Source organism: Pseudomonas sp. S04, assembly GCF_009834545.1.
Classification (GTDB): Bacteria; Pseudomonadota; Gammaproteobacteria; order Pseudomonadales; family Pseudomonadaceae; genus Aquipseudomonas.
The window spans coordinates 1,442,009-1,462,500 of sequence record NZ_CP019427.1 but is presented as its reverse complement, the minus strand read 5'-3'; the positions used below and the strand labels follow the sequence as shown (position 1 = coordinate 1,462,500).

At 59.6% G+C, this 20,492-nt stretch carries 18 protein-coding genes, 5 tRNA genes and 1 riboswitch (1 of these 24 cut by a window edge); of the genes, 4 read left to right on the top strand and 19 right to left on the bottom strand.

The features are described 5' to 3' along the window. Positions 1–42, top strand: the final stretch of a protein-coding gene (locus tag PspS04_RS06395; protein ID WP_159994223.1) for an AAA family ATPase. The gene continues 483 nt to the left of window position 1, outside the view; the window shows 42 of its 525 coding nt (coding positions 484–525); the start codon falls outside the window, past its left edge; it ends in the stop codon at positions 40–42. 222 nt (positions 43–264) lie between these two features. Here PspS04_RS06395 and PspS04_RS06390 read toward each other — a convergent pair whose 3' ends face one another. From PspS04_RS06390 to phnN, 3 genes are all read right to left on the bottom strand, one after another. Then, positions 265–1,272 (bottom strand): hypothetical protein, encoded by a 1,008-nt coding sequence (locus tag PspS04_RS06390; RefSeq protein WP_159994221.1) that lies wholly within the window; start codon positions 1,270–1,272, stop codon positions 265–267. 255 nt (positions 1,273–1,527) lie between these two features. After that, a tRNA-Arg gene (locus tag PspS04_RS06385) sits at positions 1,528–1,604 on the bottom strand. Between the two features lie 110 nt (positions 1,605–1,714). Then, on the bottom strand, positions 1,715–2,299 hold the full coding sequence (gene phnN, locus PspS04_RS06380; protein WP_159994219.1) for a phosphonate metabolism protein/1,5-bisphosphokinase (PRPP-forming) PhnN: 585 nt from the start codon (positions 2,297–2,299) through the stop codon (positions 1,715–1,717). 385 nt (positions 2,300–2,684) lie between these two features. Here phnN and PspS04_RS06375 point away from each other — a divergent pair, with 385 nt between their 5' ends. Further along, on the top strand, positions 2,685–3,011 hold the full coding sequence (locus PspS04_RS06375; protein WP_095171568.1) for an Arc family DNA-binding protein: 327 nt from the start codon (positions 2,685–2,687) through the stop codon (positions 3,009–3,011). 164 nt (positions 3,012–3,175) lie between these two features. Here PspS04_RS06375 and mgtE read toward each other — a convergent pair whose 3' ends face one another. Next, positions 3,176–4,618 (bottom strand): magnesium transporter, encoded by a 1,443-nt coding sequence (mgtE, locus tag PspS04_RS06370; RefSeq protein WP_095171567.1) that lies wholly within the window; start codon positions 4,616–4,618, stop codon positions 3,176–3,178. Between the two features lie 318 nt (positions 4,619–4,936). On the opposite strand from mgtE, the gene PspS04_RS06365 reads away from it, so the two are divergent. After that, positions 4,937–5,284 carry a hypothetical protein gene (locus PspS04_RS06365; RefSeq protein ID WP_159994217.1) on the top strand — a complete coding sequence of 116 codons (348 nt, stop codon included), beginning with the start codon at positions 4,937–4,939 and terminating at the stop codon, positions 5,282–5,284. Between the two features lie 19 nt (positions 5,285–5,303). On the opposite strand, the gene PspS04_RS06360 is transcribed toward PspS04_RS06365, so the two are convergent. From PspS04_RS06360 to ltaE, 8 genes are all read right to left on the bottom strand, one after another. Beyond that, positions 5,304–5,380, bottom strand: a tRNA-Arg gene (locus tag PspS04_RS06360). Positions 5,381–5,451: 71 nt separating this feature from the next. After that, positions 5,452–5,528 (bottom strand) — tRNA-Arg (locus tag PspS04_RS06355). Between the two features lie 72 nt (positions 5,529–5,600). Beyond that, positions 5,601–5,677, bottom strand: a tRNA-Arg gene (locus PspS04_RS06350). A gap of 107 nt (positions 5,678–5,784) precedes the next feature. Beyond that, positions 5,785–5,875: transfer RNA gene (locus tag PspS04_RS06345), tRNA-Ser, on the bottom strand. 62 nt (positions 5,876–5,937) lie between these two features. Further along, the gene (csrA, locus tag PspS04_RS06340; protein ID WP_002554426.1) at positions 5,938–6,126 is read right to left on the bottom strand and encodes a carbon storage regulator CsrA; all 189 of its coding nucleotides are present in this window, start codon (positions 6,124–6,126) and stop codon (positions 5,938–5,940) included. A 183-nt stretch (positions 6,127–6,309) separates the two neighbouring features. After that, on the bottom strand, positions 6,310–7,551 hold the full coding sequence (locus PspS04_RS06335; RefSeq protein WP_095171563.1) for an aspartate kinase: 1,242 nt from the start codon (positions 7,549–7,551) through the stop codon (positions 6,310–6,312). A gap of 90 nt (positions 7,552–7,641) precedes the next feature. Beyond that, positions 7,642–10,260 carry an alanine--tRNA ligase gene (gene alaS / locus PspS04_RS06330; RefSeq protein WP_159994215.1) on the bottom strand — a complete coding sequence of 873 codons (2,619 nt, stop codon included), beginning with the start codon at positions 10,258–10,260 and terminating at the stop codon, positions 7,642–7,644. Between the two features lie 146 nt (positions 10,261–10,406). Beyond that, positions 10,407–11,411, bottom strand: a complete 1,005-nt coding sequence (ltaE, locus tag PspS04_RS06325; protein ID WP_159994213.1) for a low-specificity L-threonine aldolase — start codon at positions 11,409–11,411, stop codon at positions 10,407–10,409. A gap of 197 nt (positions 11,412–11,608) precedes the next feature. Next, positions 11,609–11,780: riboswitch (FMN riboswitch) on the top strand. A gap of 120 nt (positions 11,781–11,900) precedes the next feature. Here ltaE and PspS04_RS06320 point away from each other — a divergent pair. Next, on the top strand, positions 11,901–12,410 hold the full coding sequence (locus tag PspS04_RS06320; protein ID WP_095171559.1) for a 6,7-dimethyl-8-ribityllumazine synthase: 510 nt from the start codon (positions 11,901–11,903) through the stop codon (positions 12,408–12,410). A 54-nt stretch (positions 12,411–12,464) separates the two neighbouring features. On the opposite strand, the gene astE is transcribed toward PspS04_RS06320, so the two are convergent. From astE to PspS04_RS06285, 7 genes are all read right to left on the bottom strand, one after another. After that, entirely contained in the window at positions 12,465–13,475 is a 1,011-nt protein-coding gene (astE, locus tag PspS04_RS06315; RefSeq protein WP_159994211.1) for a succinylglutamate desuccinylase, read from the bottom strand. A 12-nt stretch (positions 13,476–13,487) separates the two neighbouring features. Further along, complete coding sequence (locus PspS04_RS06310; RefSeq protein ID WP_095171555.1) at positions 13,488–13,775, bottom strand: topoisomerase II; 288 nt, start codon at positions 13,773–13,775, stop codon at positions 13,488–13,490. A 63-nt stretch (positions 13,776–13,838) separates the two neighbouring features. After that, on the bottom strand, positions 13,839–15,185 hold the full coding sequence (gene astB, locus PspS04_RS06305; RefSeq protein ID WP_095171553.1) for an N-succinylarginine dihydrolase: 1,347 nt from the start codon (positions 15,183–15,185) through the stop codon (positions 13,839–13,841). A 164-nt stretch (positions 15,186–15,349) separates the two neighbouring features. After that, positions 15,350–16,819: a succinylglutamate-semialdehyde dehydrogenase gene (gene astD, locus PspS04_RS06300; RefSeq protein WP_174244612.1), complete on the bottom strand. Its 1,470-nt coding sequence runs from the start codon at positions 16,817–16,819 to the stop codon at positions 15,350–15,352. Further along, positions 16,816–17,841 carry an arginine N-succinyltransferase gene (astA, locus tag PspS04_RS06295; protein ID WP_095171550.1) on the bottom strand — a complete coding sequence of 342 codons (1,026 nt, stop codon included), beginning with the start codon at positions 17,839–17,841 and terminating at the stop codon, positions 16,816–16,818. The genes astD and astA overlap by 4 nt, the downstream gene beginning before the upstream one ends. A 79-nt stretch (positions 17,842–17,920) precedes the next feature. Then, entirely contained in the window at positions 17,921–18,940 is a 1,020-nt protein-coding gene (gene aruF / locus PspS04_RS06290) for an arginine/ornithine succinyltransferase subunit alpha (RefSeq protein WP_095171548.1), read from the bottom strand. A gap of 139 nt (positions 18,941–19,079) precedes the next feature. Next, a complete protein-coding gene (locus PspS04_RS06285) occupies positions 19,080–20,300 on the bottom strand; it encodes an aspartate aminotransferase family protein (RefSeq protein WP_095171547.1) in 1,221 nt (406 codons plus the stop codon). Positions 20,301–20,492: the final 192 nt, after the last annotated feature.

Genomic DNA, 20,492 nt, shown 5'->3' with positions numbered 1-20,492 from the left:
AGCCACCTACCCTCTAACCAGGTGCAGCTACCACTGAAATGAAAAAACCCCGCCAGGCAGGGCCAGAGCGGGGCTTTTTCAGCATCAGCAGCATGATTGCCTTGCCCCATGGACGAGGGACGCCGGCGGTAATCGACATCAACTGAAGATACTCAATGTGAGTGGTGTCCCAAGGCAGGTTCGAACCGTTATCTGGAGCAACCTCTTACCTCCAAACATCCATCATGGCCAACATGTTGATTTAAAAAAATAGACGAAGAGTAATTACCTGGGCCTAGGGATCTCTTTCAATACTTTCCTCAAGTCAAATCCCCTTATCCGACCCTCCTCAAGCAGTTCCGTGAATTGCTTGATGAAGAAATGAGAGTCGGCTTCTGAAGGTTTTTCTGCACCTTTGAGAAATATTGGTAGCATCTTCTGAATCACATTCTTGCCGTGAGCAATTAGCTTCTCTTCGCTCCACTCGCTCATATATCTGCGTGCCCGATATTGCTCCTCTACGAATTCCTGCAACGACTGGGGGCCAGGGCGAGGATCTTGGTTGTGCTCAAAGTGAAGGCCAGACGTTGCACTCGTACTTTCAAAATTGTGACCCTGCGAGCGGGCCCAAGCCTGCAAAAAAAACTGAATTTCTTGCTCAATTTTATGATGGCGATGAGCATTGAAGGGATTGCTTATAATGAAAGTCGGCAGGCGTGTCGATCCTCCGCCAGCTTGTCTTAGCCGGTAGGTGGTCTGGATCAAAACTATAAAATCAATCTCCGAGAAGCGGCCCGGATTTTTACCATCACCCGTGAGCCGGGTGCTGAACCTGTCAGCGAGCCGGGCTGCAGGAATGCTCTCAACCGTGTCATTCAATATGAGCGCGATCCCAGGGGTGTCGGGATCAAGGCTAAGCAGTCTCTTGGAAGAGGCGATCTGTTGTTTGGCATTTCTAAGCACCCCCTCCACCATCCTGGTTGCGCTAGAGAAAATTTTGTTTAGGTGCTCTTGCCCTCCCGGTGTGTTCTTCATCGCGGCTTCAAGGTCATAGTCACCAAAGATCAGAGGGAAATCGTCAGACTCCATCAGCGATTTAGCGCCATCCAAAATCTTATCTTTCGGATCGATCTTTAGGGTTTTGAGCTCGACAACCGCTTGCCTGTGGAAAAACAGATAATCGGCAATCTTGACGCCATCAGGCTGAGGAACATGACCGTCGAGAGGGGTTACATGGTCTTGGCCGTGGAGGAAGCTAATCATGCGCTCCTCGATATCCCGCACACTGTCCATTCGATACCTATCCATTGATAAACGGTCAAGTCAGACATTCTAGACGGTGCTAAACCCACGGAGTCGCAGGAGGGAGCGCCAGCCCAGAAAAATATCGGCTGGTCTTTGTATTTTGTCTGGAGAACCCCAGATGGGAAGCGGAATAGGGAAGCAGGCTGAGGGCTTTGATTGACCAAAACTTCAGCTGTTGCTGCCACCCTGCTGTCACGCCAACTTCAGCAGTCAGTCTAAAAGGCGCAGAAGCATTGAATTATATGGTGTCCCAGGCGGGGTTCGAACCTGCAACCTTCCCCTTAGGAGGGGGATGCTCTATCCAATTGAGCTACTGAGACACAGACCGGCCGCAAGGAGCTGCGGCGCGATGGACGGCGAGCATGTTAACGGGCAGCCCCGCGTTTGTCATGTCGTCTGTACGGCTTATTAAGTGTAGGCAATGGCCCGCTCACGCCGAACGGGGTTTTTCCACGATACCTTCATTGCCAAGCAACGCCAGCAAGCGAGCCAGGGTTGTCGACAACTCGGCGGAATTATCCAGTAGGAAAATACCGCCAGACTCGTCCTCCGCCGTACCACGGGCAAACAAGGCATTACGCGCCAACCTGGTCTCGATCTCTTTGCTGCTTTCACGCCCCCTGCGCTGAAGGCGCTCACGCAGGACATCGGTATTCACCGTCAACAGGATGGGCAACAACTGCGGGTAGCGCTCTTTCACTAGAGGCAAGTGCCCCCTGGAACCGTTGACTAGCACATGCAGCCCTTGCGCCAGCCACTGATCGATCTGCACCGGAATTCCGTAATCCAGCCCGTTGGCATGCCAACTCAGGGCAAAACCGCCCTCACGCGCCAATTCGGCAAATGCCTGGGGCGTGAGCCCCAGGGCAGCCTCCCCGACTGACTCTGCCGAGCGGGTAATTACCCGGCGCGCCACCACGCAGTCGAGTTGCGCCAGAGCATCGCGGGCCGCATCGATCAGGCTGTCCTTGCCAGAGCCCGAGGGGCCCATGAGATAAACCAGTCTGCCACTCACCCGCAATATCCCCTCATGATGTATTCACCCCTAGTAAATCGGCCATTTGCCACTACGCTGTATACGTAGAGGAGTGGCGTGCAAGCGTACACGGCTTGCACACAAGGACGCGCAGCCCCCTGTCCACTGGGCAAAAGGGCGAGGCCATGCACCCGGAGCGGATTTAAGTTTTCAAACCAGTCCGCATTTCTGATAATTGGTGCTGGCATAACGCCTGCCTCAGGCTCAATATTTGTCACAGAATTGGCGCCAAGGATCTGGCTTGCTTGAGGCATGATGCGGGCCTCTTATCAATTCAGGTTGAACATTTGGCTGCCTTGCTTGTCCTAAAGACATCCTGCGGCCAATTCCGAGAACCGCTCCCCTGAACTAACCGGTTAAATATATGCGCCCATTGAAACAGGCAATTTATTCCAGCCGTACGGCTGACAAGTTCGTCGTACGCCTGCCAGACGGAATGCGTGAACGCATTGCCGAGGTGGCACGCAACCATCATCGCAGCATGAACTCCGAAATCATCGCGCGCCTGGAGCAGAGTCTTATTCAGGAAGGCGCGCTGGGTGAAGAGTTGAGCATGCGCCTGGACAGCCCCGAGCTGTCGCTGCACGAACGTGAATTGCTGCAACGCTTCCGCCAGCTATCCCACCGCCAGCAAAATGCACTGGTGTCGTTGATTGCCCATGACGCTGAAATGGCCGCAAACCCGTCCTGATTACACCCCGAAAGTTCAAGCCAGCCTCGCGCTGGCTTTTTTTTGCCTGAAACAGTCCGCCCAGGCATCTTCGCGATGATTCGCACGCAGGCCATCGACATCAGACAGTTTGATTAATCCCAGATGCGCGACGCGGCCATTGGGCCAGGTCGCGCAGCACAGGCCTAGAGCAGGAAGATCGTGGCGAGGCCAAGGAAGATGAAGAAGCCGCCGCTATCGGTTACGGCCGTGATCATCACGCTTGCACCCATTGCCGGGTCACGCCCGACGCGCGCCAGGGTCATTGGGATCAGCACCCCCATCAGCGCCGCCAGCAGCAGGTTCAGGGTCATGGCGGCCGTCATCACGACGCCGAGCGACCAACTGCCATACAGCAGGAAGGCCACTACGCCAATCACTCCACCCCACACCAGGCCATTGATCAGGCCCACGGCCAGCTCCTTGCGCATCAGGCGCGAGGTATTGCCGGTACTGACCTGGTCCAGCGCCATGGCGCGCACGATCATGGTGATGGTCTGGTTACCGGAGTTGCCACCAATGCCGGCAACAATCGGCATCAGCGCCGCCAGGGCCACCAGCTTCTCGATAGACCCCTCGAACAGGCCGATCACCCGCGAGGCAACGAAGGCGGTAATCAGGTTGATGGCCAACCACGCCCAACGGTTACGCAGGGACTTCCACACCGAAGCGAAAATATCTTCCTCTTCACGCAGACCCGCCATGTTGAGGACTTCGTTTTCGCTCTCTTCACGAATCAGGTCGACCATCTCGTCGATGGTCAGACGGCCGATGAGCTTGTCGTTCTTGTCGACCACCGGGGCCGAGATCAAGTCATAACGCTCGAACGCCTGCGCCGCGTCATAGGCATCTTCGTCCGGGTGAAAGCTCACCGGGTCGCTGGCCATGACTTCCGAGACCTGCTTGTCCGGATCGTTGACCAACAGGCGCTTGATCGGCAGGACGCCCTTGAGCACACCGTCGTAGTCGACCACGAACAATTTGTCGGTATGGCCCGGCAGCTCCTTGAGGCGCCGCAGGTAGCGCAAGACCACCTCGAGGCTGACGTCCTCACGGATCGTCACCATCTCGAAGTCCATCAATGCACCGACCTGCTCCTCGTCATAGGACAACGCGGAGCGCACGCGCTCACGCTGCTGGCCATCGAGGGTCTCCATCAGCTCATGGACGACGTCTCGCGGCAGCTCAGGGGCCAGGTCAGCAAGTTCGTCGGCGTCCATCTCCTTGGCGGCTGCCAGGAGCTCGTGATCGTCCATGTCGGCGATCAGGGTTTCACGGACGGAGTCAGACACTTCAAGCAGGATGTCGCCGTCACGCTCGGCCTTGACCAACTGCCAGACCGTCAGGCGATCGTTCAGCGGCAATGCTTCAAGGATGTAGGCAACGTCAGCGGAGTGCAGGTCATCGAGCTTGCGTTGCAGCTCGACGAGGTTCTGCCGGTGGACCAGGTTCTCGACCCGGTCGTGATGAGGACCTTCCTGGCGGTGAGTCAGGTCTTCGACCACCCGCTGGCGCTGCAGCAGCTCAATGACTTGAGCAAGGCGGTCCTGCAAGCTTTCTTGAGTCTTTTTTACTTCTACTTCAGTCATAGGCGAACTCCACTCCCAGCAGCGGGGCACGCCGGAAGGATCAATCAGTCAATTCATGATTGGAAAAACGGGGTACTGAGTAACTACTGGGTAAGTCCATGGAGGTATTCCACAAGCCCCGGCGGGGCTGACGGGCGCAATGATACACCGCCTGACGCTTTTAAACGTTAAAAATCGCGGCTGAAACAAGCGCTTGCACGACAAACCTGAGCGCTGTCCTGATCCATGAGAGTGCGACGACTTATCCCGAAAAGAAAACACAGGGCCATCGCAAAATGTCCGGCTAACCTTCAAATGGATCGCCAGGGAGGGCGCTGAATGCCATCGCGGATACGCTGTTTGTTACTGACCACCCTGCTCTGCCCAGCGGCCAGCGCGCAAGTAATGACTGTGCAGCGCTGTGAGGCAGCCAACGGTCGCATCACATTCACCAGCACGGCCTGCAAGACCGGAGAGCATCCGAGCCTGCAGCAAGTCCGCACCTACCTGCCCGGCAGCAACACCGAGGTATACGCCGACACGGCAGTCCTGCCCGAAGCCGAACACCTGCAAGCAGCCGACCGGGCGATCAAGGTAAAGAAGATGAAAAGCGCGCCGAGCAGATTTGACGAGCAAAGACGGGTTCGGCAGAAAGCCAAATCCCAGACAGCAAAAAGCCCGCGTTAGACGCAGGCTTTTTGGTGTTTGGTGCACTCGACAGGATTCGAACCTGTGACCGCTCGGTTCGTAGCCGAGTACTCTATCCAGCTGAGCTACGAGTGCAGTTGTACTTTTAGACCAGATCACAACTGGTTGAAGCCAGGTTACCTGCATGACTGCAAACAACCCTTAAATGGTGCACTCGACAGGATTCGAACCTGTGACCGCTCGGTTCGTAGCCGAGTACTCTATCCAGCTGAGCTACGAGTGCAATGTGTGCTTTTAAACCAGATCACAACTGATTGAAACAAGGTTGCTTGAATCACTTCAAACAACCCTTAATTGGTGCACTCGACAGGATTCGAACCTGTGACCGCTCGGTTCGTAGCCGAGTACTCTATCCAGCTGAGCTACGAGTGCATTTGTTGCCGCGCATTATAGTTCGTCGAATCTTTTTTCCAAGCACTTTTTCTAGTAATTTCAATCACTTACCGAAAAAGCCTGATTACAACGCTCTACACAAATAATGGCGGAGAACGGGGGATTCGAACCCCCGACACCCTTTTGAGGTGTACTCCCTTAGCAGGGGAGCGCCTTCGGCCACTCGGCCAGCTCTCCGCAACACGGGGCGTATCTTAACCAACCTTTTCCCCGTTTGCAAACATAAAAAGCGATAAAAATTAATGGCTTGGTTCTTCGTCCTTCTCTTTCTTTATACGCAGGTAGATTTCCTCACGGTGTACAGCTACCTCCTTGGGTGCGTTAACGCCTATGCGCACCTGATTTCCTTTGACGCCGAGCACGGTTACGGTGATTTCGCCATCACCGATAATCAGGCTTTCTGCACACCGACGAGTCAGAATCAGCATACCTTTCTCCTTACGCATTTCAGTTCAGGGACAACAGTCTGCAAAAAAAAAGCGCTCGAACGGCGACCGGAACGATCGCAGCTCTACACGCTTAAGTATTGACCAGCGCATGCAAAAGAACAGCCTTGCCCACGCCACTCAAAAAATAAAGGGCGCGGTCAGACCGCGCCCCTCGGGACCACATCACTCGCCTTGGCGAGCCGGTGCGTCCAGTTCGAACGCCGTGTGCAGTGCGCGCACAGCCAGTTCCAGGTACTTCTCTTCGATCACCACCGACACCTTGATCTCCGAAGTGGAGATCATCTGGATATTGATGGTTTCCTTGGCCAGGGCTTCGAACATGCGGCTGGCAACACCTGCGTGAGAACGCATGCCAACGCCGACGATCGAGACCTTGGCGATCTTGGTGTCACCCACCACCTCACGGGCACCGATCTCGCGAGCGGTGTTTTCCAGCACGGTCTGGGCCGCCTGGTAGTCATTGCGGTGGACGGTGAAGGTGAAGTCGGTGGTGTTATCGTGCGCAACGTTCTGCACGATCATGTCGACTTCGATATTGCCGGCACTGATCGGGCCGAGAATCTTGAATGCCACGCCCGGGGTGTCTGGCACGCCACGGATGGTCAGCTTGGCTTCATCGCGATTGAAAGCGATGCCGGAAATGATCGGCTGTTCCATGGTTTCCTCTTCATCAATAGTAATGAGGGTGCCTGGCCCCTCCTTGAAGCTGTGCAGTACGCGCAGCGGGACGTTGTACTTGCCGGCGAACTCGACCGCACGGATCTGCAGCACCTTGGAACCGAGGCTGGCCATTTCCAGCATCTCTTCGAAGGTGATCTTGTCCAGGCGCTGGGCCACGGACACCACGCGCGGGTCGGTGGTGTACACCCCGTCCACGTCGGTATAGATCTGACATTCATCGGCCTTCAGGGCCGCTGCCAGCGCCACGCCAGTGGTGTCGGAGCCGCCACGGCCCAGGGTGGTGATGTTGCCGTGCTCGTCGACGCCCTGGAAACCGGCCACCACAACCACGCGGCCAGCCTTCAGGTCACCGCGAATCTTCTGGTCATCGATCTGCAGGATACGCGCTTTATTGTGCGCGCTGTCCGTCAGGATCCGCACCTGGTTGCCGGTGTACGACACCGCTGGCACGCCGCGCTTGATCAGCGCCATGGCCAGCAATGCAATCGTCACCTGCTCGCCGGTGGAGACAATTACATCCAGTTCACGCGGAACCGGTTGCTCATCGCCACTGATTTGCTTGGCCAGATCGATCAGACGGTTGGTTTCGCCGCTCATTGCAGACAGCACGACCACCAGGTCATCGCCGGCATCGCGGAATTTCTTAACCTTGTCGGCGACCTGCTCGATTCTCTCGACAGTGCCGACCGAGGTGCCTCCAAATTTCTGTACGATCAAAGCCATTTCAAAGCCGCCTCTGCCCATGAAGGGCGCCCATTAGTCACTCAAACAGCAGCCGGACCCACCACTAGACGAGAGGCCCGGCATACAGCCTTAAATACCCTGTTCGACAAACGGTACGGTCAGGGCCAGGGCCGCGTCCAGTGCGCCAGCGTCAATACCACCGCCTTGCGCCATGTCCGGACGACCACCGCCCTTCCCGCCCACTGCCGCAGCGGCTTGCTTCATCAAATCACCGGCTTTGAGTTGGCCAGTCAGGTCTTTGGTCACACCGGCAACCAGCACGACCTTTTCCTCATGGACACTGCCGAGCAGGATCACTGCGCGGCCGAGTTTGTTCTTCAACTGATCGACCAGCGCCAGCAGCGCCTTGCCATCCTGACCGTCGAGACGCACGGCCAGCACCTTCACGCCCTTGACGTCCTGGGCCTGGGCCGACAGGTCGTCACCCGCCGCACTGGCAGCCTTGGCTTGCAACTGCTCGAGTTGCTTTTCCAGCAGACGGTTGCGCTCAAGCACAGCCGACAGCTTGTCGATCAGGTTGTCGCGGCTGCCCTTGACCAGGCTGGCCGCTTCCTTGAGTTGCTCTTCTGCCGCGTTCAGGTAGGCCAGCGCTGCTGCGCCAGTCACTGCCTCGATACGCCGTACGCCCGAAGCCACACCGCCTTCGCTGATGATCTTCAGCAGGCCGATGTCGCCAGTACGGTTGGCGTGGATACCGCCGCACAGCTCGACGGAGAAATCACCGCCCATGCTCAGCACGCGCACACTGTCGCCATACTTTTCGCCGAACAGCGCCATGGCGCCTTTTTGCTTGGCGGTGTCGATGTCGGTTTCTTCAGTCTCTACCGCCGAGTTCTGGCGAATCTGCGCGTTGACGATTTCTTCCAACGCCTTGATCTGCTCAGGCTTGATGGCTTCGAAGTGGCTGAAGTCAAAGCGCAGGCGCTGACTGTCGACCAACGAACCCTTCTGCTGGACGTGCTCGCCCAGCACCTGGCGCAAGGCTGCGTGCAGCAAGTGGGTCGCCGAGTGGTTCAACGCAGTAGCGTGACGCACCTCGGCATCCACCTGGGCCTCAACCGGCGCACCAACGATCAGGCTACCCGATGCCAGCACACCGTGGTGCAGGAAGGCACCACCGGTCTTGGTGGTATCGCGCACGTCGAAACGTGCAGTACCGGCCTGCAGGTAACCGCAGTCACCGACCTGGCCACCGGACTCGGCGTAGAACGGGGTCTGGTTGAGAACGATCACGCCCTCGTCGCCTTCGCTCAATACGTCGACCGACTGGCCGTTCTTGTACAGGGCAACGATTTTCGCCGAACCGCGAGTATCGGTGTAGCCGGTGAACTCGGTGGCCACGTCGACTTTGACCAGGGTGTTGTAGTCCAGGCCAAACGAACTGGCCGAACGTGCACGCACGCGCTGGGCTTCCATTTCGCGCTCGAAACCGGCTTCGTCGATGGTCAGCTCGCGCTCGCGGGCGATGTCGGCGGTCAGGTCCATCGGGAAACCATAGGTGTCATACAGCTTGAACACCACGTCGCCCGGCACTACGGTGCCTTTGAGTTCGGCCAGGTCCTGCTCGAGAATCTTCAGGCCGTGCTCCAGAGTCTTGGAGAACTGCTCTTCCTCGGCCTTGAGCACGCGCTCGATATTGGCCTGCTGCTGCTTGAGTTCCGGGAAGGCTTCACCCATCTCGGCCACCAGCGCCGCGACGATCTTGTAGAAGAAGCTGCCAGTGGCGCCCAGCTTGTTACCGTGGCGGCAGGCGCGACGGATGATCCGGCGCAGCACGTAGCCACGGCCTTCGTTGGACGGCAGCACGCCATCGGCAATCAGGAAACCGCAGGAACGGATGTGATCGGAAACCACTTTGAGCGAAGACTGATCGCCATTTTCGCAGCCGATTGCTTCAGCCGAGGCTTTGAGCAGGTTCTTGAACAGGTCGATGTCATAGTTGGAGTTGACGTGCTGCATCACCGCACTGATCCGCTCCAGGCCCATGCCGGTATCCACCGACGGCGCTGGCAACGGATGCAACACGCCATCGGCGGTGCGGTTGAACTGCATGAAGACGTTGTTCCAGATCTCGATGTAACGGTCGCCGTCTTCTTCCGGCGAACCCGGTGGGCCGCCCCAGATGTGGTCGCCGTGATCGTAGAAAATCTCGGTGCATGGGCCGCACGGGCCGGTATCGCCCATGGTCCAGAAGTTGTCGGAAGCGTAAGGCGCGCCCTTGTTGTCGCCGATGCGGATCATGCGCTCGACCGGCACACCGATCTGCTGGGTCCAGATGTCATACGCTTCATCGTCGGAGGCGTAGACGGTAACCCAGAGTTTTTCCTTCGGCAGCTGCAGGACACCGGTCAGGAAGGTCCAGGCGAAAGTAATTGCGTCGTGCTTGAAATAGTCGCCGAAGCTGAAGTTACCCAGCATCTCGAAGAACGTGTGGTGACGGGCGGTGTAACCGACGTTTTCCAGGTCGCTGTTCTTGCCGCCGGCGCGTACGCACTTCTGGCTGCTGGTGGCGCGGGTATACGCGCGCTTTTCCTGGCCCAGGAAGCAGTCCTTGAACTGGTTCATCCCCGCGTTAGTGAACAGCAGGGTTGGGTCGTTGCCCGGAATCAAAGAGCTGGAGGCTACACGGGTGTGGCCTTGCTCTTCGAAGAAGCGAAGGAAGGCTTCACGGATTTCTGCGCTTTTCATTAGGTTCTTCCACGGAGGCTGCGGCCAAAGGCCTGTGCGATTCGTCAACGGACGAAGCGACGGCAAAGGGCCGCATTATATCGGCCCTGCGCGCGCGGTACAGCGTGTTTATACGATAGAAACCGTCAATTGGACGGCCTGCAAGATCATTTAGCGCAAAACTCGACGAATGTCGCGATTACCTGGTCGATCTGGGCCCGACCGACATCCATGTGGGTAACCATGCGCAAACGGGCAGCGGCGCTGAGCTTGACGCCCCGCTCTGCAGCAAAAGCCTTGATTGCGTCGGCTTTGTCGCCGATCTGCAGGTAAACCATGTTGGTATGCACCGGTTCGACCGTAAAACCCGCCGCACGCAGACCTTGCGCCAGGTACTCGGCGTTGGCATGGTCCTCGGCCAGGCGTTGCACGTGATGATCCAGCGCATACAGGCCGGCCGCCGCCAGATAGCCGGCTTGGCGCATTCCGCCACCGACCATCTTGCGCAATCGCCGCGCCTTGGCGATCAACTCCACCGAACCACAGAGCACCGAGCCCACTGGCGCGCCCAGGCCTTTGGACAGGCACACTGACACCGAGTCGAAATGCTTGGTGATCACCCGTGCATCCACCCCCAGCTTGACCGCCGCGTTGTACAACCGCGCGCCATCCAGGTGCAACTGCAAGCCATGCGCCTGGGTAAAGCTTCGCGCCTGGGCCAGGTACTCCAGCGGCAGCACTTTGCCTTGCATGGTGTTTTCCAGGGCCAGCAGGCGAGTACGGGCGAAGTGGAAGTCATCCGGCTTGATCGCCGCCGCCACCTGCGCCAGGTCCAGCGAACCGTCAGCCTGGACCTCCAGTGGCTGCGGCTGGATCGAGCCCAGCACCGCGGCGCCACCGCCTTCGTATTTGTAGGTGTGCGCCTGTTGGCCGACGATGTACTCCTCACCGCGCTCGCAGTGGGCCATCAAGCCCAGCAGGTTGCTCATGGTGCCCGTCGGCACGAACAGTGCGGCGGCAAATCCCAGGCGCCCGGCCAGCTCGGCCTCGAGTCGATTGACCGTAGGATCCTCACCATAGACATCGTCACCGGTGGCCGCCCTGGCCATTGCGTCGAGCATCCCTGCGGTTGGTTGGGTGACGGTGTCGCTGCGAAGATCGATAACGCTCATGAATCAGGCCTCGGTAGACAGGGGAGAATCCCTTACAGGTGTGAATTACTGCGGGCATGCCGGGCAATAATCAACCCTTGCGCCAGGAAAAGGCGGCAGGCGCCCGATAAAAAGTCGATGACAATCAGCAGATAGCAGCAATGCACAGCTGTGAAATATGTGTTAAAAACGCTGCGCCGCCAGACAATCTGTCGGCAAAACGTTCTCAGGGCGGGGTGCAACTCCCCACCGGCGGTAATTGCGCGCAATGCGCATAGCCCGCGAGCGCTTGGTGTCACCGCAGCCGCTGGTTGTGAATGATGGCAAGGTCAGCAGACCCGGTGTGATCCCGGGGCCGACGGTCATAGTCCGGATGAAGAGAGAACGGGATTGGCGCCAAAGGGCCGTCCACGGGAGAGGTGCAGTCAATGCACGCTTACCCGTTGCGCACCCTTAAATCCCATTCGATTCATAACGCCCTGTTTTTCACACAAACAGGAGTCAGAACAGATGCAACCCACCGCAATCGACAGCAAAAGCAAAAACCATCAGGGCGAGCGCGTAGCGTTTATCCAGGCCTGCTGGCACAAGGATATTGTTGACCAGAGCCGTAAGGGCTTCGTCAGCGAGATGATCGCCCAGGGCTATCAGGAATCGGAGATCGACTTTTTTGAAGTCGGCGGTGCCTTTGAAATCCCGCTGCACGCCAAGCTGCTGGCCAAGTCCGGCCGTTATGCCGGCATCGTCGCGGCCGCCTTGGTGGTCGATGGCGGCATCTACCGTCACGAGTTCGTCGCCCAAGCAGTTGTCAGTGGCCTGATGCAGGTCCAGCTCGAAACCGAAGTGCCGGTGTTCTCGGTCTCCCTGACGCCCCATCACTTCCATGCCGGCGAAGAACACCAGAAGTTCTTCTTCGAGCACTTTGTGCACAAGGGCCAGGAAGCGGCGAAGACCTGTGCCGATACCCTGCACAAGATCCGCGCACTGCGTCGTAACGAGCCTCGCGCGGTAGCCGTTTAAGCCAGGCAAAAACCTGTGGGAGCATGCTTGCTGCCACAGGTTCTAGAGGTTGAATCAGGCCAGGTTTTCGCCCGTGGTTGGCACAATCAAGATGCCGGCCCGCAAGCCATTCTTCACCTTGGGGTTGGGGAAGATGATTCGCGCACCCTCCTCCTCGATGACCCAGCGCGTCTGCGCGATGTCTTCAGCCAGCACATAACCCACGCCCAGCGGTGAGAAGTTCTCGATGTCCGCCGGCAAGTTCAGCGTGAAGCTATCGCTGTGCTTGATGATTTCCCGCGCCACGCTGAACAGTTGCAGGCCGTCCAGGCCGGCGTCTGCCAAGGGCGGCTCGCTGCCCTCGATGATCTGCTTCAGGCGGGTTTCCAGGCGTGAAACATTGACCCCATCGTTCTGCCCAAATGGCCGGGCCTTGCCCAGCTCCAGGGTGAAGGCCTCAGCGCCCAGCTTGTCGTAGGTGTAGGAACTGAACACGATCGACGGCTTGCTCTGCAACAGCACCGCCTCCATGCCTGCCGCCCGTAGCCGGGCCAGTTCGCGACGCGAGTGCTGGCGGCCTTCTTTCCAGGGGTACAGGGCAAACTGTTCGATCTTCGAACCACGAATAGCGGTATGCAGGTCGTAGTGCAGGCGCTCACGGTCCGGCAAGCTGAAAAAACTCGCCGCCAGGCGCTCCAGTTCACAGGCGCGCAGCGCCTCGCAGCCACTGCTCAATTCATGCCGGCCGTTGAACAGCCGATTGACATCCTGCTCGACAAAACGCTCACCGCGGCGCATGGCCTCGGGGTTGCCGAACAGGAACAGAATGCGTGCGCACGGCTTCAAGTCACCGCGAGCAATGTCGTGCAACAGGCGATCGAGCAACTCGATCGGCGCTGTTTCGTTGCCGTGGATGCCGGCCGACAACAGCAAGTCCAGGCCGTTGTCGCGAGCTTGCGGTGGCCGGACTTCCAGCGCACCTTCACTCAGCCAGCGCATCCGCACGCCTTCGACAGTCAGTTGAGTCTTCTCCGCCGGTTCACGGCCGGCGAGGGTCAGTTCAAGCAGTTTGCCGAGGGCGAGCATAGAACGATTTCCTTAATGGTCGTGATTGCAATCCGGGCCATGCACGTGGTCTTCGTCGCCGACTTCAGCCGGTTCCATTTCCAGTTGCAGGCTTACCAGATTAGTCGCCAATGGGCGCAGCAGCAGGTTGGCGTATTCGGCATCGCCTTCTTCGACGTCAACGCCGATCAGCAGTTGGCCGCGGCCGTCGTGCTGGATCCACAGTTCCTTGCCCTGCCAGATCACCGCTACGCGAGTGCAGGAGGTTTCCAGTTGAGTGCCGTCGGTGTCTTCAAGGATCAGCTGCAGGGTATCGCTCATTTTTTCGCTCTCATCTGGAGATAAAGCAGCGCGCCCGACTCATCAGGAGCCGGCCGCGGGCTTTCAATTGATCTGGAATGGATAAACCGCGCCCAGTTTAAGGATTTGCGTCAGTTCATCCAGTGCCGCCCGGCACTCAAGCAACAATTGTGGGTCCGCCAGATCGTTTTCGGTCATGCGGTCACGGTAGTGCTTTTCAACCCACTGGGTCAGCGTGCCATACAGCGGCGCGGTCATGATAACCCCTGGGTTGACGGCCGCCAGCTCGGTTTCATTCAACGCCACGCGCAGACGCAGGCACGCCGGGCCACCACCGTTCTGCATGCTCTGCTTGAGGTCGAAGACTTTGACCTCGCGGATCAGCCCACCGGAACTGGTCAGGGTCTGCAGGTACTGCCAGACGCGTTCGTTGTTCTGGCACTCTTGCGGCACGATCAGCAACATCGAACCGTCCGCCTGCGACAGCAGTTGGCTGTTGAACAGGTAGGAACGCACGGCGTCCTCGACCGAAACCTGCGCACGCGGCACGCAGATCGCCTTGAACTGACCACCCCGCTTGGCGAGCTTGGCCGACAGTTCAGCCAGCATCTGCTCGGTGTCGAGGAAGGCGTCCTCGTGATAGAACAGCGCCTCACCGTTACCCACCGCAATCACGTCGTTGTGGAACACGCCCTGATCGATCACCGCCGGGTTCTGCTGAGCATAGACCACGCCGTCATCACTCAGGCCGTGCAAACGTGCGACCGCTTGCGAGGCTTCCAGGGTCTGGCGCGCCGGGTACTTCTGGGGCGCCGGGTAACGGGGGTCGAACGCACTGCGACCGAACACAAAGAACTCGACCCCGGCTTCGCCGTAGTCACGGCAGAAACGGGTGTGGTTGGCCGCGCCTTCGTCACCGAACTGCGCCACGGCCGGCAAGGCCGCGTGATGGGCGAAGTGCTTCTGGTCGGCGAACATCGCCCCCAGCACGCGGCTGGTGGTCGGGTGCTCGATGCTGCGGTGGTACTTGCAGTTGAGGTTGGCGGCGGTGAAGTGCACACGGCCGTCGGCGGTGTCGGCGCTCGGGCTGACAGTGGCGGCGTTGGCCACCCACATGCTCGACGCCGAGCAACTGGCGACCAACAGTGGCATGGCCTCTTTGGCGGCCTGCTCGATCACTTGGGCATCGGTGCCGCTAAAGCCCAGGCTGCGCAATGCGCCGACATCCGGACGTTCCTGGGGCGCCAGCACGCCCTGGACAAAACCCATGTCCATCAGCGCTTTCATTTTCGCCAGGCCTTGCAGCGCTGCTTCCTTGGGGTTGGAAGACTGCTGGCTGTTGCTCTGGGACGCAACGTTGCCGAAGGACAGACCGCCGTAGTTATGGGTCGGCCCCACTAGACCGTCGAAATTGACTTCATAGGATTTCATCAGCGAGGCTCCACGAGAATCTGTTGTTATAGGCTCAGGTAACAATTCTTTTAGGCTGCGGTGCGGCCATCGCGGGCAAGCCCGCTCCCACAGGCTCAGCAGTGATCACAAGTTTTTGTGATCGACGCAGTACCCTGTGGGAGCTGGCTTGCCAGCGATAGGCATCACGCCATCTTCACGCCCGGCGTCAGGGTCGCCGGCAAGACCAGGCTCGGTGTTTCCAGCGAGGCCACCGGGTACGCGCAGTAATCCGCTGCGTAGTAAGCGCTGGCGCGGTGGTTGCCCGATGCGCCGACGCCGCCGAAGGGCGCGCTGCTCGCAGCACCTGTCAGTTGCTTGTTCCAGTTGACGATACCGGCACGGCTCTGCAGCCAGAACTGCTGGTAGCGCGCCTCGGAGTCCGACAGCAAGCCGGCGGCCAGGCCGTACTGGGTGTTGTTGGCCTCGCTGATCGCCGACTCGAAATCGCTGTAGCGAATCACTTGCAGCAGTGGCCCGAACAGCTCTTCGTCAGGACGATCCGCCACGGCGCTGACATCCAGGATGCCCGGGGTGAGCAATGCCGCATTGGCCTGTGGCTGGGTCATCTCCAGCAAGCTCACCGCGCCATTGGCCAGCAGGTGTTCCTGGGCGTCCATCAAGGCTTTGGCGGCGGCCAGGGAAACCACCGAGCCCATGAACGGTGCCGGCTGTTGATCGAACGCGCCGACCTCGATGGTCGCGCTGACCGCCACCAGGCGCGCCAGCAGCGTGTCGCCCCAGGCGCCTTGCGGCACCAGCAGGCGGCGCGCGCAAGTGCAGCGTTGACCGGCAGAAATGAAGGCCGACTGAATAATGGTGTAGACCGCCGCGTCGAGGTCGGCGACCTGATCGACCACCAGCGGGTTGTTGCCGCCCATTTCCAGCGCGAGAATCTTGTCCGGGCGCCCGGAGAACTGCGCATGCAGGTGGTTGCCGGTGCGGCTGGAGCCGGTGAAGAACAGACCATCGATCCCCGGGTTGGCGGCCAGCGCGATCCCGGTTTCACGAGCGCCTTGCAGCAGGTTCAACACACCCGCCGGTAGGCCGGCTTCGATCCAGCAACGGACCGTCAATTCGGCGACTTTCGGGGTCAGTTCGCTAGGCTTGAACAGCACGCTGTTACCGGCCAGCAGGGCCGGAACAATGTGCCCATTGGGCAAGTGACCCGGGAAGTTGTAAGGCCCGAAGACCGCAACCACGCCATGGGGCTTGTGCCGCAATACGGCGGTGGCGTCGCCCAGCGGGCCGCTCTTTTCGCCGGTACGCTCGCGGTAGCTCTGCACCGAGATGGCGATCTTGTTGACCATGCTGGTCACTTCAGTCGCCGCTTCCCACAGCGGTTTGCCGGTTTCTTCACCGATGCAGTGCGCCAACTCGTCGGCGTGGGACTTGAGGCTGGCGGCAAAGGCCTCCAGCACGCTGATGCGCTCTTCCAGGGTACGCTGGGCCCAGGCCGGGAACGCCTGGCGCGCAGCCTGCACGGCGCTTTCAACCTGGGCGGTGGTAGCGCCCTGCCCCGACCACAGCACGTGCTGGGTCACCGGGTTCAGCGATTCAAAGGCTTCGCCCTGACCCGCCAGCCACTCACCTGCGATGTATAACGAATTCATTATTTCGACTCCCGGGCAGCAGACAACGGCACGGCGCGCACTTGATCACCGGCATTGAGTTGAAGACGTTTGGCGGTCAGTGGATCGACCACCAGGGTACCGGCGGCAAAACGTGCGGGCGCGGCAGTGATGCGGCAGTCTTCGCGCTTACGGTTGTGAATCAGGAACGGCGTGGCGTCATCCCCCGGGGTGCCGATGGCCAGCACCAGCGCCTGGCTGTCACGCACCGCGCGGATCTTGCCGGTTTCGCATTCCACTGCCGGGCCGGCGTCGAAAATATCGACGTAGCCCTGGTAGCTGAAACCCTCGCTCTTGAGCATCGCCAGCGCCGGCTCGGTGTCCGGGTGAACCTGGCCGATGACATTGCGCGCGTCTTCGGAAAGGAAGCAGGTGTAGAGCGGAAACTTGGGCATCAACTCGGCAATGAACGCCTTGTTGCCCACGCCAGTCAGGTAATCGGCCTGACTGAACTCCATCTTGAAGAAGTGCCGGCCCAGGCTTTCCCAGAACGGCGAACGGCCAGCCGTGTCGGAGACGCCACGCATCTCGGCGATGATCTTGTTGCCAAACAGCTGCGGAAATTCGGCGATGAACAACATCCGCGCCTTGGCCAGCATGCGGCCGTTGAGGCCGGTGCGATAATCGGCATGCAGGAACAACGAGCACAGCTCGGAGTTGCCGGTCAGGTCGTTGGCCAGGAACAGCGTCGGAATTTCGCGGTAGATGTTCAGCTCTTGCGAAGCGCTGACCGTCAAGCCAACCCGGAAGTTGTACCAGGGCTCACGCAGACCCACGGCGCCGGCAATTGCGGAAATTCCCACCACGCGGCCGTCGTCATCCTCGAGCACGAACAGGTAATCGGCGTCGCCGCGCCCCGCTTCGCCACGGAAGGTCTTTTCGGCCCAGCCAACCCGGTGCGACAGGCGCTCTTCGTTGGCCGGCAAGGTGGTCAGGCCGGTGCCAGTGCTGCGGGCCAGCTCGATCAGAGCGGGTAAATCGCTGCTGCGTACGGGACGAACGATCATGCTATCTCCTCAAACGGACGGCCGGTAACGGCCACCCGCAAAACTCGCTGCTCTGCAGCCTTTATCAGGCGTAAAAGCGTTAAACCGCCACCAGGCGCACGCTGGCACCCTCGCCGACGCCCAGGGCCTCGGCGGCTTCCAGATCCAGGACCACCGGTTTGCCCGGCGCGTAGTCCAACTCGAGCATGACCGCGCGGTAATCCTGCAACTGGGCATTGGCCACCAGGTACTGCCGGCCAGCGCCCTTGACCGGCTCGCCGATCTTCACCGGCACCACACGGCTCTGGGCAATCGAGCGGATCCCCGAGACGCGCGCGTGCAGGGTCGGGCCACCGTCGAAGATGTCGATGTAATGATCGGTCTCGAAGCCTTCGCGCATCAGGATGTCGAAGGTGATCTGCGCCCGCGGGTGCACCTGGCCCATCGCTTCTTGAGCGGAGTCCGGCAGCAGGGGGACATAGATCGGGTAATGCGGCATCAGCTCGGCCAGGAACGTGCGGCTCTTGAGCCCGCACAGGCGTTCGGCGGCGGCGTAGTTGAGGTCAAAGAAATTGCGGCCGATGGCGTCCCAGAACGGTGAGTCACCCTGTTCATCGCTGTAGCCGACGATCTCGGTCACCACCGAATCGGCGAACCGCTCGGGGTGGCTGGCGACGAACAGCAAGCGACCGCGGGAGTTGAGTTCCGACCAGGCCGAACCCACCAGCTCCGGCAGCACGTAGAAGCTGGTCAGCAAGCTGTTGCCGGTCAGGTCATGGCACTGGGAGAGCACGTGGATCTTGTTGTGGATCTTCAGCTCGCGGGAGGCGTGGACGAAGGTTTCATTGCGAAAGCTGTAGAAAGGTTCCGAATAACCGGCCGAGGCAACGATGGCCGAGCAGCCCACCAGCTTGCCGGTGGTGCTGTCTTCGAGCACGAAGAAATAGCTCTCCTCACCGTTGAAGCTGACTTCGGCGGCGAACGAGGCTTCGCTCGCGGCGATCTTGTCGCTCAGGCGTTCAACGTCATCCGGCAGGGAAGTGACACCAATCGGGCTGTCCGCAGCCAGACGCTGTACCTCGCCCAGATCAGCCATTTGCGCAGGGCGCATCACCAGCATGGTGTCACTCCTTTCTTGAAAACTCTTTGAGGAAAATAGCCGGCCCCTTGTAGGAGCGAGCCTGCTCGCCCCTACAGAAAAGCGGGGCCGGAACAAAAATTGGGTTCGACACCTGAATGATCAGGCGCCGAAGGGTCTATCAGGCTTGTGTCAGTTTGGCGGCAGCGCGTTCGAAGCGGTCCAGACCGGCATCGATATCAGCGTCTTCAACCACCAGGCTCGGCGCAAAACGAATCACGTCCGGGCCGGCTTGCAGGATCATCAGGCCTTCTTTTTCAGCGGCGTTGAAGATGTCCTTGGCCTTGCCTTTCCAGGCATCGCTCAGCACGCAACCGATCAGCAGACCCAAACCACGGACCTGAGTAAACAGACCGTACTTCTCGCCGATCTGCTCCAGGCGCGCCTTGAACTTGTCGTGCTTGGCATTCACCCCATTGAGCACTTCAGGGGTGTTGATCACGTCGATCACCGCTTCGGCCACTGCACACGCCAGCGGGTTGCCACCGTAAGTGGTGCCGTGGGTGCCGACGACCAGGTGCTTGGCCAGGTCTTCGGTGGTCAGCATGGCGGCGATCGGGAAACCACCGCCCAGGCTCTTGGCGCTGGTCAGGATGTCCGGCGTCACACCGTAGTGCTGGTAGGCGAACAGCTTGCCGCTGCGGCCCATACCGGTTTGCACTTCGTCGAACACCAGCAGGGCGTTGTGCGCGTTGCACAGCTCACGAGCCCCTTGCAGGTACGCCAGCTCGGCCGGCAATACCCCGCCCTCGCCCTGGATCGGCTCCAGCACGACGGCGCAGGTCTTGTCGGAAATCGCGGCTTTCAGCGCGGCCAGGTCGTTGTACGGCACGTGGCTGATGCCGGTGATCTTCGGACCAAAACCGTCGGAGTACTTGGACTGGCCACCAACGTTGACGGTGAACAGCGTACGGCCGTGGAAGCTGTTGAGCGCGGCGATGATTTCGTACTTCTCAGGACCGAAACGATCATGGGCGACCCGCCGGGCCAGCTTGAAGGCGGCCTCGTTGGCTTCAGCGCCGGAGTTGCAGAAGAACACGCGCTCGGCAAAGGTCGCGTCGATCAGCTTATGGGCCAGGCGCAAGGCCGGCTCATTGGTGAACACGTTGGACACGTGCCACAGCTTGTTCGCTTGCTCGGTCAAGGCACCGACCAGTGCCGGGTGGGCGTGACCCAATACGTTGACGGCAATCCCGCCGGCGAAGTCGATCAGCTCGCGACCGGACTGGTCCCAAACGCGGGAACCTTCACCACGCACTGGGATGAAAGCGGCAGGCGCATAGTTGGGAACCATAACCTGGTCAAAATCGGCGCGTTGTACCGCAGCGTGCTCAACGGACATCGGAGTCTCCTGATGAGAAACACCCGCCTGGAACTGGCGAGCTTGGTGAGGATTGTAAGGACAGTTTCCGGCTTGGCCTTGCCGCCAAGCGACAACTTCTTATAGCGCAAAACCCGCTTTTGACCGGGTTTACGGCAATGCGACAAATAGCGTCGCAAAGGCGCAGTTTAAACTGCCTGCGCAGGTTAGAGG